The 12,498-nt window shown below is 62.4% G+C and carries 13 protein-coding genes; 7 read left to right on the top strand and 6 right to left on the bottom strand.

Annotated features, from left to right (window positions below; genetic code table 11):
- Nucleotides 1–108: 108 nt before the first annotated feature.
- A complete protein-coding gene (locus NKI52_RS04390; RefSeq protein WP_254816029.1) occupies nucleotides 109–591 on the top strand; it encodes a MarR family winged helix-turn-helix transcriptional regulator in 483 nt (160 codons plus the stop codon).
- A gap of 2 nt (nucleotides 592–593) precedes the next feature.
- On the opposite strand, the gene NKI52_RS04385 is transcribed toward NKI52_RS04390, so the two are convergent.
- Nucleotides 594–1,466 (bottom strand): AraC family transcriptional regulator, encoded by an 873-nt coding sequence (locus tag NKI52_RS04385; RefSeq protein ID WP_023676242.1) that lies wholly within the window; start codon nucleotides 1,464–1,466, stop codon nucleotides 594–596.
- Between the two features lie 52 nt (nucleotides 1,467–1,518).
- On the opposite strand from NKI52_RS04385, the gene NKI52_RS04380 reads away from it, so the two are divergent.
- From NKI52_RS04380 to NKI52_RS04360, 5 genes are all read left to right on the top strand, one after another.
- Nucleotides 1,519–1,926, top strand: coding sequence for a DUF2000 family protein (locus NKI52_RS04380; RefSeq protein ID WP_352620712.1), 408 nt, complete (start codon nucleotides 1,519–1,521; stop codon nucleotides 1,924–1,926).
- 197 nt (nucleotides 1,927–2,123) lie between these two features.
- Nucleotides 2,124–3,008 carry a DMT family transporter gene (locus NKI52_RS04375; RefSeq protein WP_352620714.1) on the top strand — a complete coding sequence of 295 codons (885 nt, stop codon included), beginning with the start codon at nucleotides 2,124–2,126 and terminating at the stop codon, nucleotides 3,006–3,008.
- Nucleotides 3,009–3,076: 68 nt separating this feature from the next.
- Nucleotides 3,077–4,099: a LacI family DNA-binding transcriptional regulator gene (locus tag NKI52_RS04370; RefSeq protein ID WP_023676245.1), complete on the top strand. Its 1,023-nt coding sequence runs from the start codon at nucleotides 3,077–3,079 to the stop codon at nucleotides 4,097–4,099.
- Nucleotides 4,096–5,076 (top strand): 2-hydroxyacid dehydrogenase, encoded by a 981-nt coding sequence (locus NKI52_RS04365; RefSeq protein WP_352620716.1) that lies wholly within the window; start codon nucleotides 4,096–4,098, stop codon nucleotides 5,074–5,076. Before NKI52_RS04370 ends, NKI52_RS04365 begins: the two co-directional genes overlap by 4 nt.
- A gap of 154 nt (nucleotides 5,077–5,230) precedes the next feature.
- Complete coding sequence (locus NKI52_RS04360) at nucleotides 5,231–5,626, top strand: hypothetical protein (RefSeq protein WP_352454732.1); 396 nt, start codon at nucleotides 5,231–5,233, stop codon at nucleotides 5,624–5,626.
- A gap of 14 nt (nucleotides 5,627–5,640) precedes the next feature.
- Here the strand turns inward: NKI52_RS04360 and NKI52_RS04355 are convergent, their stop codons facing one another.
- Nucleotides 5,641–6,414 carry a gamma-glutamyl-gamma-aminobutyrate hydrolase family protein gene (locus NKI52_RS04355; protein WP_352620718.1) on the bottom strand — a complete coding sequence of 258 codons (774 nt, stop codon included), beginning with the start codon at nucleotides 6,412–6,414 and terminating at the stop codon, nucleotides 5,641–5,643.
- Between the two features lie 284 nt (nucleotides 6,415–6,698).
- Here NKI52_RS04355 and NKI52_RS04350 point away from each other — a divergent pair, with 284 nt between their 5' ends.
- On the top strand, nucleotides 6,699–7,808 hold the full coding sequence (locus tag NKI52_RS04350) for a TRAP transporter substrate-binding protein (RefSeq protein ID WP_352469878.1): 1,110 nt from the start codon (nucleotides 6,699–6,701) through the stop codon (nucleotides 7,806–7,808).
- 65 nt (nucleotides 7,809–7,873) lie between these two features.
- On the opposite strand, the gene NKI52_RS04345 is transcribed toward NKI52_RS04350, so the two are convergent.
- The 4 genes from NKI52_RS04345 to NKI52_RS04330 all read right to left on the bottom strand — a co-directional run bounded on the left by NKI52_RS04345 (nucleotide 7,874) and on the right by NKI52_RS04330 (nucleotide 12,385).
- Complete coding sequence (locus NKI52_RS04345) at nucleotides 7,874–8,896, bottom strand: zinc-dependent alcohol dehydrogenase family protein (protein ID WP_352697136.1); 1,023 nt, start codon at nucleotides 8,894–8,896, stop codon at nucleotides 7,874–7,876.
- A 16-nt stretch (nucleotides 8,897–8,912) separates the two neighbouring features.
- Complete coding sequence (locus NKI52_RS04340) at nucleotides 8,913–10,691, bottom strand: TRAP transporter large permease (protein ID WP_352620745.1); 1,779 nt, start codon at nucleotides 10,689–10,691, stop codon at nucleotides 8,913–8,915.
- Nucleotides 10,691–11,275 carry a TRAP transporter small permease subunit gene (locus NKI52_RS04335; RefSeq protein ID WP_023676252.1) on the bottom strand — a complete coding sequence of 195 codons (585 nt, stop codon included), beginning with the start codon at nucleotides 11,273–11,275 and terminating at the stop codon, nucleotides 10,691–10,693. Before NKI52_RS04335 ends, NKI52_RS04340 begins: the two co-directional genes overlap by 1 nt.
- Nucleotides 11,276–11,479: 204 nt before the next feature.
- Nucleotides 11,480–12,385 (bottom strand): branched-chain amino acid ABC transporter permease, encoded by a 906-nt coding sequence (locus tag NKI52_RS04330; protein WP_023676253.1) that lies wholly within the window; start codon nucleotides 12,383–12,385, stop codon nucleotides 11,480–11,482.
- Nucleotides 12,386–12,498 lie beyond the last annotated feature (113 nt).

The following is a 12,498-nucleotide window of genomic DNA, read 5'->3' as shown; positions in this document are numbered from 1 at the left end:
AGCTTGCCGGCAAAGCTATTTTCCGAGCCGGAATGTTTTCGATCGTCATTGCCAATCGGCGGCCTGCTTCTATGCTGTCCGCTCCGGTTCGGCCGAGGAGGGATGAGCATGGCCAAGGCGGACAAGACTGCAACAATGAGCCGGCTGCATTCGGCGGCGCGGCTGGCGCGCACGGCGCTCGCCGCCCGGCTTCTGGCGCATGGTTTCTATGCCGGCCAGGACCAGATCATGCTGGCGCTCGACCGCGAGGACGGGCAGACGCCCGGCAACCTTGCCGGCCGCCTCGGCGTGCGTCCGCCGACCATCACCAAGACCATCAACCGGCTGCAGGCGCAGGGCTTTCTGGAGAAGCGGGCCTCGTCCGCCGATGCCCGCCAGGCGCATATTTTCCTCACCGACACCGGCCGCGAAATCATCCACGCCATCGAGAAGTCGGTGAAGAAGACCGAAAAGCAGGCATTGAAGGGTCTCGACAAGAAGGATCAGAAAGCGCTGTTCAAGCTGCTTGCCCGCGTCGAGGCGAACCTGTCGAACGGCGAAATGGTGCTCCCAGATGACGAACTGGATATCGAGGACAAGATGCTTGAATAAGGTCACGCGTTCGCCGCTGACGGCCGTCGCGTCAGTGCCGACCAGCGTCCCGGTGTGACGCCGAACGCCTTTTTGAAATGCCGATTGAAATGGCTTTGGTCACTGAAGCCGGCTGCGATGGCGATTTGCGCCAGTGGCTCGTCGGCTTCGATCATCCGACGGGCTCGTTGAAGCCGGCGCATCAACAGGAACCGGTGCGGGCTGGTGGAGAAGGTGGCGCGGAAATGCCGCGACAGGGCATAACGGTCCAATCCGGTTATCGCCTCCAATTCATCCGAACGTACGATCCGCGCGACATTTTCCTCCAGATAGTCGCGCGCCAGGCTGGCGGCGCGCCACGCAGTTTTCGCTACCGGTTTCGTCGGCTGACCGGCGTGCCGGGCCAAGCTTTGCATAAGCTGCGTCATGAAATCGACGACAAACAGCTCGTCCAGTTCCTGATTCAACGGCCCGAGCGCCGAAAGCAGCGTCGCCCGGAGATCGCGGTCTGTCACCACGGCATTCCCGACGAATGGTAGTGATCCGCCGCCGAGACAATCGAGCATCAGGGACGGCTCCAAATAGAGCATTCTGTATCGCAAGCCGTCTTCGGTGCCGGCACCGCCATCGTGCAGTTCGTCGGGATGAAGGATAATGATCTGGCCAGGCAGGCTCTGATGCGTTTGGCCGCGATAGCGGAAGCGCTGCACGCCATAAAGCGTCACCCCGATCGCATAGGTGTCGTGGCGATGGAGATCGAAGGCATTGCCGTGGAACCGGGCCTCGATGCGTTCCATCCCGGCAGCACCGGGTGCCGGTACGATGCAGTTCTCGGCTGCATCCACGCACAAACGTCCAAGACCCTGAAAGGCTTCCCGGTCTAGATCGTGCGCCATCGCTTCACTCGCAGCCTCGGATTGGCCCCCTTTTCGGATTGGAAACTGTCGCATGTTCGATACGAAATTTGCAATCGTGCTCAAGGATGATCTTCCCGTCTGGCAAAAGCTCAATGTCACCGCCTTTCTGACCAGCGGCATCGTCGCGCAATTTCCCGACATTATCGGCCACCCCTACCGTGATCGCGCCGGCAATATCTACAACCCGCTGTCGATCCAGCCGGTCATCGTGCTTTCGGCGGACGGCCAGACGCTCGGCGCGATCCAGCGGCGGGCGCTGGAGCGTGGTGTGACGGTTTCGCTCTATGTCGAGGATATGTTTTCGACCGGGTATGATCTGGCCAACCGCGCCGTCTTTGCCGAATTTGCGCCGGAGGATGCCAAGGTGGTCGGCATCGCGCTTCGCGCCGAAAAGAAGCTCGTCGACAAGATCACCAAGGGCGCCCGCATGCACGCCTGAGTCGTCGGCCACTAGGTCGGCCACTGGGAAACAAACTGAGCCTGTCGGCGGCTGTCGTTGTGCCAGACTGTTTTGGCTTGCCCGCAGGCGACAATTGCCGCATTGGTGAGGGACCGCCTTGCTTCCCGTCCGGCCTGAAATTGAATGCTCCCCCAAGACAAGACGAAAGCGCGACATCGCCGGCGGCGATCCTGTGCATGCTTTCCGTCTATGTGTTTTTCACCTTCCTCGACACCAGCAGCAAGTACCTTGTGCTGGCCGGCGTCTCGGCGCTGATCGTCGCCTGGACCCGCTTCGCGGTCCATGTGCTGATCGTCGGCGTCTTTCTGCACGGATGGCGTGAGCCGCTGCGCTTTCGTCCCGCCAACCTGCCGGCGCATCTCACGCGCGGTCTGCTCCTGTTCGGATCGACGATATGCAACATTCTCGCGCTGCGGACGCTGCAGCTGGCGGAAACCACCTCGATCTACTTCTTCGGCCCGATGGTGATCACCGCGCTTGCCGGTCCGTTGCTAGGGGAATGGGCCGGCTGGCGGCGTTGGCTGGCGATCATGAGCGGCTTTGTCGGCGTCCTCATCATCACCCGGCCGGGCATCGGGGTTTTTGGCGTCGGCCATCTCTTTGCGCTCGGCTCGATGCTATCGAACAGTTTCTACGTCATCATGACGCGCCGCATGTCGGCTACGGAAACCTCGGAAAGCCTCATCCTGTTTTCGGCGCTGGCGCCGGCCGTGCTGCTGCTGCCGACACTGCCGTTTTCGCCTTCGCTGCCGCAGGATGGCTGGCACTGGTTCATATTGCTGATGCTTGGCGTCTTCGGCGCCATCGGTCATTGGCTTCTTGTGCAGGCCTATCGCCTTGCCACCACCACGGCCCTGGCTCCCTATCCCTATTCGCAGATGATCTGGATGATCATCTCCGGCCTGATCGTCTTCAACCAGTTTCCCGATCGCTGGACGCTGGTCGGTGCCACAGTCATCGTCGCCAGCGGCCTCTACATCGTTCACCGCGAGCACCGGCTTCGCTTGCGCAACCGCGCGACGCTGGACGCGGAGGCGGAAGCGCTGGCAAAAAAACTTTGATTTGCGCGGGATCGATGGCATAAGAGCCGGCCTTTAAACAGTTTAAATTGCTTCGGGAGCGCAGGCCGCTGGCACAGAAGATCAAGCTTTCCACCATCGCGGATGCGCTCGGCGTGTCCACGGCCACGGTCTCGCTGGCCTTGCGCGACAGCCCGCTGGTCGCCGGCGGCACCCGCGATCGCATCAAGGAACATGCCCGCGCCATCGGCTATATCTACAACCGCCGCGCCGCCAGCCTGCGCACCTCGCGCTCGGGTATTGTCGGCGTCGTCGTCCATGACATCATGAACCCGTTCTTTGCCGAGATATTGCGTTCGATCGAGAGCGAACTCGACCGCAGCCGGCAAACCTTCATCCTGTCGAACCACTACGACCAGCTCGAGAAACAACGCACCTTCATCGACACGCTTCTGCAACTCGGCGCCGACGGCGTCATCATGTCGCCGGCCATCGGCACGCCGCCCGAAGACATAATCATGGCCGAGGAGAACGGTCTCCCGGCAGTGCTGATTGCACGCACCGTCGAAGGTGCCGACGTGCCGGTGTTTCGCGGCGACGATGCCTATGGCACCGGGCTTGCTACCAATCATCTGATCTCGCTTGGCCACAAGCGCATCGCAATGATCGGCGGTACCGACCAGACCTCGACCGGCCGCGACCGCTATCAGGGATATGTCAACGCCATGGAGGCGGCAGGGCTTGAGGTCAGGCCGTCCTGGCGCATCGCCGGCCCGCGCACCAAGCAGGCCGGCTTCGAGGCTGCCGGGCAGTTCCTGGCGCTGAAGGACAGGCCGACCGCGGCCTGCTGCTGGAATGACCTCGTCGCCATCGGCCTGATGAACGGCATCGCGCGCGCTGGTCTGGTGCCGGGCATCGACATCTCCGTTACCGGCTATGACGACCTCGAGGAGGCGGCGATCGCGACGCCTGCGCTAACCACCGTCTGGAACGGCCAGCGCGAGGTTGGCCGCCGCGCCGCCAGCGCGCTGCTCGACAAACTCAACGGACAGACGGTGCGGCCGTCGCAGGAACTGATCAAGCCGGAACTGCATGTGCGCCAGTCGACCGGCAAACCGGTGGAACGTGCATGACAAAAACCAAACAGCAAGCTGTCGCCATTCTGGTGCCGGGCCAGTTCAACGATCATGCGGTCGGCCGCATCGACGGGGTGTTCAGCCGCGTCCGGATCGAACGCGCCGATCCGTCGCTGGTCACCGACGAGATGCGCCTTACGGTGCGCGGCATAGCCGCCTTTGGCGGCATAAGCGCCGCGTTAATGGACGCGCTGCCAAAGCTCGAGATTATCGCCAATTTCGGCGTCGGCTATGATTCGGTCGATGTCCGCCACGCCGCACAGCGCGGCATCATGGTCACCAACACACCGGATGTGCTGACCGAAGAGGTCGCCGATACGGCGCTCGGCCTGTTGATCAATACCATCCGCGAACTGCCGCGCGCCGAGGCCTGGCTACGCCACGGAAGCTGGCTGCGCAACGGCAACTATCCGCTGAGCCGGCTGACCTTGCGCGGGCGCCATGTCGGTATCTTTGGCATGGGCCGCATCGGCCTCGCCATTGCCCGCCGGCTCGACGCTTTTGGGCTGCCCATTGCCTATCACAACCGGCGCCGCGTCGAAGGCCTGTCCTATGACTATCACCCGACGCTGAAAGGTCTCGCCGAGGCGGTCGACACACTGATCTCGGTGGCGCCCGGCGGGGCTTCGACGGAAAAGGCCGTCAATGCCGAAATTCTCTCGGCTCTTGGGCCGAACGGCGTCTTTGTCAACATCGGCCGGGGCAGCACGGTCGACGAACCAGCCCTTGCCGCCGCACTTGCCAGCGGCAGCATCGCCGCTGCCGGGCTAGACGTCTTTGCCGACGAGCCGAATGTGCCAGCGGCGTTGCTTGCCGCGCCCAACACCTCGCTTTTGCCGCATGTCGGCTCAGCCTCGCAGCACACCCGCCGCGCCATGGCGGACCTGTGCGTCGACAATCTGGTCTCGTGGTTTTCGCAGCGAAAGGCGCTGACGCCGGTGCCGGAGACGGCAAATGTCAAGGCAAGGCCGTAAGCGGGCTGCCATATCTATTAACTTCAGCTTAACCCTTCGGAATCATTCTGGTCCCTTCGCGGTGTATGTCCGCCTGACAGGACATGACAGCAAGATGAAGCGCGCCTCCCTGATCTCTTCGAACCGGCGCGCTTGAAATGCGCGGAGAACCAGGATGAAGACGCTTCCTGCATTGATGGCAGTCGCTGTGCTGTTCGGCAGCGCCCAGCTGTTTTACGCCGGTAGCGGTGAAAGCCGTGCAGCCAGTGAGTCACCGCCTTCATCCGGCAACTACAGGCTGGTAGCCCATGGCGACGAGGGGTCTTGTGCGGTCAGCCGCGGCGCCGAGATTTCGCAAGGTCTGTCGCTGTTGACGGTCGCAGCAAATTGCCGCCGGGTGTTGCCCGGCGTCGAGCAGGCGAAGTTCTGGCGAGAGCAGGATGACGGCACGGTCACCTTCAGCGCCAACGGCACCGATCCGATCGTCATGTTCTCAGTCGCCGACGGCGATGGTTACGAATCCTACGCGCCGGCGCTGCCGCTGCTGACGCTGGCGTCGGCCGGCAACTAGCGAGCGCGGCAGGACTATTCCGCGGCTGCGCGCGCACCCGATTTCGCCGCCTGATGCAGGCGCACCGCATCGCCGAATGCGCGAAATATCTTTACCGAGATACTGTCCGATTTGACCCAGTATTCGGGATGCCACTGGACGCCGACGGCGAAAGCCCGTGCATCGCGCACCGAAACCGCCTCGACAGTGCCGTCGGCGGCGACCGCTTCGACCTGCAGCTTTGGGCCAAGCCGGTCGATGGCCTGGCGATGCACCGAATTGACCATGATGTCGCCGGCGCCGAAGACCCCGGCCAGGCAGCTGCCGGGTTTTATCGCCACGCTCTGGCGGATGGCGAAGCGTTCGTCCTGATTGTCGCTTGCCGGCGCACGATGATCGAGCGAACCGGCGCGTTCCTGGATTTCGGTGGCCAGCGTGCCACCCAGCGCCACATTCATCTCCTGGATGCCGCGGCAGATGGCGAGCAATGGCACCCCGCGCTCCACCGCCCGGCGGATCAGCGGCAGCGTGGTGGCGTCGCGGGCGGGGTCGTAGGGACCATTGGCTTCGCTGGCGTCACCGCCATAGAGCGAGGGATGAACGTTCGATTTGGAGCCGGTGACCATGACGCCGTCGACGGCGGAAAGCAGTTCGTCGAAGTCGAGCCGGTCGGCGAAGGATGGTACCAGCAGCGGGAACACGCCTGCACCCGAAAGCGCCGCTTCGAGATATTGCTGTGGCGCGGCATGCCAGGTGTAATTGTCGAACTGGCGGACATCGGTCGATACGGCGACGAGCGGCTGGTGCATTTGGTCCGGATCCCATCGGGTGCAACGAATTATCTGCCTGCAAAATAGGCGATCCGAAGGCGCATTTCCATGGCAAGTTTCGGCGTGTCGCGTAGGCCAGTTAATCGACCTTAGACTATAGTTGCAAGATCTGGCCCAACGCCGTGAATTTCCCCGAAATGCGGCGCTCAAACCGGGCTACCGTGCTGGACTCGACTCCTTGCCTGTGTATTGTCGGCTCGAAGCCGATCCGGGCGCCGAAGTGTCCCGAATGTCGGTCAGTGGATCCAAAAGGGAGGAACTTCATGGATCGTCGTTCGTTCATCCGCAAGGCCGGCACCACCGGTTTCGGCGCTGCGGCCGCTGCCGCGACACTTGCCGCGCCGGCCATCGCCCAGTCCAATCCGAAAGTGACCTGGCGACTGGCGTCGTCCTTCCCGAAGTCGCTCGATACGATCTATGGCGGCGCCGAAGTGTTTTCCAAGATGCTGTCGGAGGCGACCGACGGCAACTTCCAGGTCCAGGTCTTCGCCTCCGGCGAACTCGTTCCCGGCCTGCAGGCCGCCGATGCCACCACAGCCGGCACGGTCGAGGCCTGCCATACCGTGGCATACTATTACTGGGGCAAGGACCCGACGTGGGCGCTGGGAGCGGCGGTTCCGTTTTCGCTCAACGCGCGCGGCATCAACGCCTGGCACTATCATGGCGGCGGCATCGATCTGTTCAACGAGTTCCTGGCGACGCAGGGTCTGTTCGGGCTGCCGGGCGGCAATACCGGCGTGCAGATGGGTGGCTGGTTCCGCAAGGAGATCAAAACGGTCGCCGACCTTTCCGGCCTCAAGATGCGTATCGGTGGTTTTGCCGGCAAAGTGGTGCAAAGGCTCGGGGTGGTTCCGCAGCAGATCGCCGGTGGCGACATTTATCCGGCGTTGGAAAAAGGCACGATCGACGCCGCCGAATGGGTCGGCCCTTACGACGACGAGAAGCTCGGCTTCTATAAGGTTGCGCCCTATTACTACTATCCCGGCTGGTGGGAAGGTGGACCGACCGTCCATCTGATGTTCAACAAGGCGAAATACGACGAACTTTCGCCGGCTTACAAGTCGCTGGTGCACACTGCCGCCCAGGCGGCCGATGCCAACATGCTGCAGAAATACGACTACCTCAACCCGGCGGCGGTGAAGCGGCTGGTTGCCGGCGGTGCCAAGTTGAGCCCATTCAGCCAGGAGATCATGGCCGCCTGTTTCGAAAAGGCCAACGAAGTCTATGCCGAGATGGAAGCCTCGAACGCGCCGTTCAAGAAGATCTGGGATTCGATCAAGGCGTTCCGCAAGGAGCATTATCTCTGGGCGCAGGTGGCCGAGTACAACTATGACACCTTCATGATGGTCCAGCAGCGCAACAGCAAGCTCTGATCCTGTTGCTCCGCGGCGCCAGCGTTCCTTTCGGGACACTGGGGCCGTAGTGCATTCATTTGCGATCAGCCGGGCACCACCACGACTTTGACCTCACCTGCCGCCGGCGGGTTGGCAATGATCGCCACCGCCTCGTCGAGGCTGACTTGTCGTGATATCAGCCGATCTACTTCGATCGCCCCCGAGGCGATAAGATCGGCGGCCCGGCGATGGGTAAAGGGGTTGAGGAAGGAACCCAGGACCTTCAACTCACGGAATAGGAGATCGAACGGTTCGAACGCCACTTTCATGCCTTGCGGCATCACGCCGACGACGACGACGGTGCCGCCCGCTTTGGCCAGCCGCATCGCCTGCTCAACAGTGTCTTTCACGCCGGCGCATTCGAACACCACGTCGACGCCGCCCGGCATCAAACCCGACCGGCCGACGATCGCATCGATGACATCGAAGGCGCTGGGATCGAGCGTCGCCGTTGCGCCAAATTGCTCGGCAAGAGCCCGCCGCGAGGCCTGACGGGTCGACAAGATAATGGTCGTCGCACCGGCGAGCTTTGCCAGCTGAACGGTGAGCAGGCCGATCACGCCGCCGCCGAGCACCGCGACCGACGAGCCTGGTTTGATCGCGGCAAGGTCCACGCCATGCAGGCAGCAGCCGAGCGGCTCGCAGAAAGCACCATGCGTAGGCTTCAGATCGCCTGGCAAGACGAAGGCCTGTTTCTGTGGCAGGACAAGATATTCGGCAAAGCCGCCATCGCAATGGATGCCGATGGCGCGTAGATTGCCGCAGAGATTGACCCGGCCGGCCTGACAATGCTCGCATCGGCCACAGGCAATGTTGGGATCGCCGGTGACGCGGTCGCCGACGGAAAAGCCGGATACGCCAGGTCCGACCGCCTCGACGATGCCGGAGAATTCATGCCCGAGCGTCACCGGCGGCGTGCACGGGAATTCACCATGGAAAAGATGCCTGTCGGTGCCGCAGACGCCGCACGCCTCGATGCGCACCAGCAGATCGTTCGGCCCGGCGGTCGGTTTCTCGGCCTCGCACACGGCGAGGCTGCCCACTCGCTCCAACCGAACCGCCTTCATGGCTGCCGGGCCTTCCTCAGTTGAAACTCGGTGGTTGCGACAGATCGATCGCCGGCGCCGCCGGTTTCGCGGGCGGCTTTTCGTCGAAGCTCGGCGGCTGCGACAAATCCGGTGTGGAAGGTGAGGCTGGGGCAGTGCCGCCGTTGGCCGGCGGCGTGCCAAGCGGCGACAAGCCGATGCCAGGCGTTTCCGGCACCTGGTAGTTGATGGTGCCAGGATCGACGACAGTGCCTTTGTAGTGCATCACCATCTGCGGGAAGGCGATGGTCAGGCCGATCATGATCACCTGGATGCAGACGAAGGGCACTGCGCCCCAATAGATCTGCCCTGTGGTGACGGGCGCGATCTGCTTGCCGGTGAGTCGGTCGAGATAGGGCACGCGCGCGGCGACCGAGCGCAGATAAAACAGCGCGAAACCGAAGGGCGGATGCATGAAGGAGGTCTGCATGTTGACGCCCAAAAGCACGCCAAACCAGATCAGGTCGATGCCGAGTTTGTCAGCCGCTGGCGCCAAAAGCGGCACGATGATGAAGGCAAGCTCGAAAAAGTCGAGGAAGAAGGCGAGCACGAAGACGAGGATGTTGACGCCAATCAGGAAACCGACTTCACCGCCCGGCAGCGACGTCAACAGGTGCTCGACCCAGATGTGGCCATTGACGCCGTAGAAGGTCAGCGAGAACACCCGCGCGCCGATCAGGATGAACAGAACGAAGGACGACAGCCTGGTCGTCGAGGCCAGCGCCTGCTTGACCACGTCGAGCGACAGCCGCCCCTTCATCGCCGCCATTGCCAGCGCGCCGACGGCGCCCATGGCGCCGCCTTCCGTCGGCGTGGCGATGCCAAGGAAGATGGTGCCCAGCACCAGGAAGATCAGCGCCAGCGGCGGGATCAGCACGATGATCACCTGCTGTGCCAGTCTGGACATCAGGCTGATCTTCAGGCGCTGGTCGACGATCGCCACGACATAGATGAAGATGACGCCGATGGTGGCGCCGAGGATATCGGCGTTGCCGCCATGGTTCGGCGCAAGGTAGCGATACGCCGCATAGGAAACCACCACCGCCGCCAGCAGCGCCGCCAGCAGCGACAGCACGCCGTGGCCGAGCGTGCGGGCCTCCAGCGGCAGGGCCGGCATCGACTTCGGCCGGAAGATCGACATGAGCAGAATGTAGAGCATGTAGATGCCGGTCAAAATGAGCCCGGGGATCAGCGCTCCCTTATACATATCGCCGACCGAGCGGCCGAGCTGGTCGGCCAGGACGATCAGCACCAGTGACGGCGGGATGATCTGGGCGAGCGTCCCGGACGCGGCAATGACGCCGGATGCCAGCCGCCGGTCGTAGCCGTAGCGCAGCATGATCGGCAGCGAAATCAGACCCATGGCAATGACGGAGGCCGCCACCACGCCGGTCGTCGCGGCGAGCAGCGCGCCGACGAAAATCACGGCATAGGCGAGGCCACCACGGACAGGTCCGAACAACTGGCCGATCGTGTCGAGCAGGTCTTCGGCCATGCCGGATCGTTCGAGCACGATGCCCATGAAGGTGAAGAACGGGATCGCCAGCAGCGTATCGTTCGACATCACCCGGCTGCCATAGAAATTATCCGGCAACGCGTGCAGCAACGGCCAGGCGAGATTGATCGAGCCGCCCGAATAGGGCGACAGAAGCACGCCGATGAAGAAGAACATCAGGCCGTTGGCGGCGAGCGAGAAGGCGACGGGATAGCCGATCAGCAGGAAGACGACCAGCGAGGCGAACATGATCGGCGCCATGTTCTGGGCGATGAACTCGATCACGAGCGCACCTCTTCGACGAGCGCCTTGGCTTCTAGCTCGGCCTGCTCATGCACCGATATGAACGGAGTGGGATCGTCCATCTGACCGCGCATGATGGCGATTTTCTTGATGATTTCTGAAATGCCCTGCAGCGCGAGCAGAAAAAAGCCGACCAGCAGGATCGCCTTCGCCGGCCAGATGATCAGCCCGCCGGAATTGTTCGACATCTCCCCGCTGCGATACGACAGCGACACATAGGGAACGAAATAGACCACCATCAACGTCACGAACGGCATCAGGAAGAAGACGTGACCGAAAAGGTCGATCCAGTGCTGCACGCGGCGCGAGAACATGCCGTAGACGATATCGATGCGGATATGGTCGTTCTGCTTCAGCGTGTAGGCGGCGGCCAGCATGAAGGCGGCGCCGAACAGATACCATTGCAATTCCAGCCAGGCGTTCGAGGACATGTCGAACACCTTGCGGATGACGGCGTTGGCGGCGCTTACCAGGATCGCCAGCAGGATCAGCCACGAAACCCATTTGCCGATGAATTCGTTCAAACGGTCAATGGTTCTGGAAAGAGCGAGAAGCCCTGCCATGCATTCCTCCCTTGTGTCAGAGCGCGGCGGTTCCCTGTCCGTCGCGTCGCTGTGGACCAACGGTATGCAGTGCGTGGTCCGGCGGGTCAACACGGGACAGCCCGCATAAACACAGTTGTGAGATGACGGGCGGCAAAATGCTGCCGCATCCTTTGCATGTCCAAGGACATGCGGCGCTTTCACCCAAGCAAAGTCGGGTGCGGCTCAGGCGATCTTCTGTTGGTCGCGGCCGGCGCCGATCAGCACAAGCATGGCGACGAGGAACAGGTACATCCAGCCGTCCCGCCATTCGAGCGGAAAATAGCCGGCCCATAGCGATTCGGCCATGCCGAAAGCGGCGGCGCCCAGTGCCGCCCGCAAAGGCGAAAGATAGCCGCCCACTGCGGTCACGAACAGGATTTTCAACCCGTAGACCAACCCTGTGCCGAAGCTGATGTTACCGTAGTAGAAGGCGGCGAGCACGCCAGCCAGTGCCGCGCAAAGGCCGCCGAAAAGCACCGCACGCCGAAACACCGCACGGACATCGACGCCGCACATCGCAGCCGCCTTGGGATCGTCGGATACGGCGCGCCAGCTCCGGCCGAAGCTCGAATATGCGAAGCCCCAAGCAGCCAGCGCTATGGCCGCCAGTACGGCGGCGCAATCGAGCAATTGGATCAGCGTCAACGTCGCCTTGAAGCTGGCATTCTGCGCGAAGACGATGGTCTGGGCCAGCATTGGCGGCAACCATAGGTCATGGGTATCGGCGGCGATGCGGCTGGCTTCCGACAAGACCAGCAATATGCCGAGCGTCGTCACCACGATGGCGTTGGGCGAGCGGTCGGCCAGCGGTTCGAAGATACTTCGCGACAGGACATGGCTGAGCAGCGCCGCATAAAGGAATGCCGCAGCTACGCCGAGCGCGACCGATGCAAACAGCGTCAGCCACAGCGCCTGATAGCCGAACGCCGCGGTGAGGATCATCGTATGCCCGCAAAAGGCGAACAGCGCGCCATAGGCAAGATTGGTACGGTGCAGGATGCCGTTGGTCAGCACGTAGCCGAAGGCAAGCAATGCGTAGAGCGCGCCCGAATGCAGCCCGTTCAGAACCTGCTGGAAGAAATAGAGCATGCAAGACCCTCTATGCATGCCCCGCAATCGGGGCAGAGGTTTGGGACGAACGATATTCTCAGTACGGCGATCGCCTCAGTGACGAGCGTTGCACCCGGAATCTAACTTGTCAA

This window comes from Mesorhizobium sp. M0590 (genome assembly GCF_040320905.1).
Taxonomy (GTDB): Bacteria; Pseudomonadota; Alphaproteobacteria; order Rhizobiales; family Rhizobiaceae; genus Mesorhizobium.
The sequence above is the reverse complement of the archived record's forward strand: the minus strand, read 5'-3'. Positions and strand labels throughout refer to the sequence as shown.

Bases quoted from the DNA above. Each gene is read 5' to 3' on its own strand.
- NKI52_RS04355 (WP_352620718.1), bottom strand. From the start codon at position 6,414: ATGCACCAGCCGCTCGTCGCCGTATCGACCGATGTCCGCCAGTTCGAC.
- NKI52_RS04350 (WP_352469878.1), top strand. From the start codon at position 6,699: ATGGATCGTCGTTCGTTCATCCGCAAGGCCGGCACCACCGGTTTCGGC.
- NKI52_RS04345 (WP_352697136.1), bottom strand. From the start codon at position 8,896: ATGAAGGCGGTTCGGTTGGAGCGAGTGGGCAGCCTCGCCGTGTGCGAG.
- NKI52_RS04385 (WP_023676242.1), bottom strand. From the start codon at position 1,466: ATGGCGCACGATCTAGACCGGGAAGCCTTTCAGGGTCTTGGACGTTTG.
- NKI52_RS04380 (WP_352620712.1), top strand. From the start codon at position 1,519: ATGTTCGATACGAAATTTGCAATCGTGCTCAAGGATGATCTTCCCGTC.
- NKI52_RS04365 (WP_352620716.1), top strand. From the start codon at position 4,096: ATGACAAAAACCAAACAGCAAGCTGTCGCCATTCTGGTGCCGGGCCAG.
- NKI52_RS04335 (WP_023676252.1), bottom strand. From the start codon at position 11,275: ATGGCAGGGCTTCTCGCTCTTTCCAGAACCATTGACCGTTTGAACGAA.
- NKI52_RS04390 (WP_254816029.1), top strand. From the start codon at position 109: ATGGCCAAGGCGGACAAGACTGCAACAATGAGCCGGCTGCATTCGGCG.
- NKI52_RS04330 (WP_023676253.1), bottom strand. From the start codon at position 12,385: ATGCTCTATTTCTTCCAGCAGGTTCTGAACGGGCTGCATTCGGGCGCG.
- NKI52_RS04360 (WP_352454732.1), top strand. From the start codon at position 5,231: ATGAAGACGCTTCCTGCATTGATGGCAGTCGCTGTGCTGTTCGGCAGC.
- NKI52_RS04375 (WP_352620714.1), top strand. From the start codon at position 2,124: ATGCTTTCCGTCTATGTGTTTTTCACCTTCCTCGACACCAGCAGCAAG.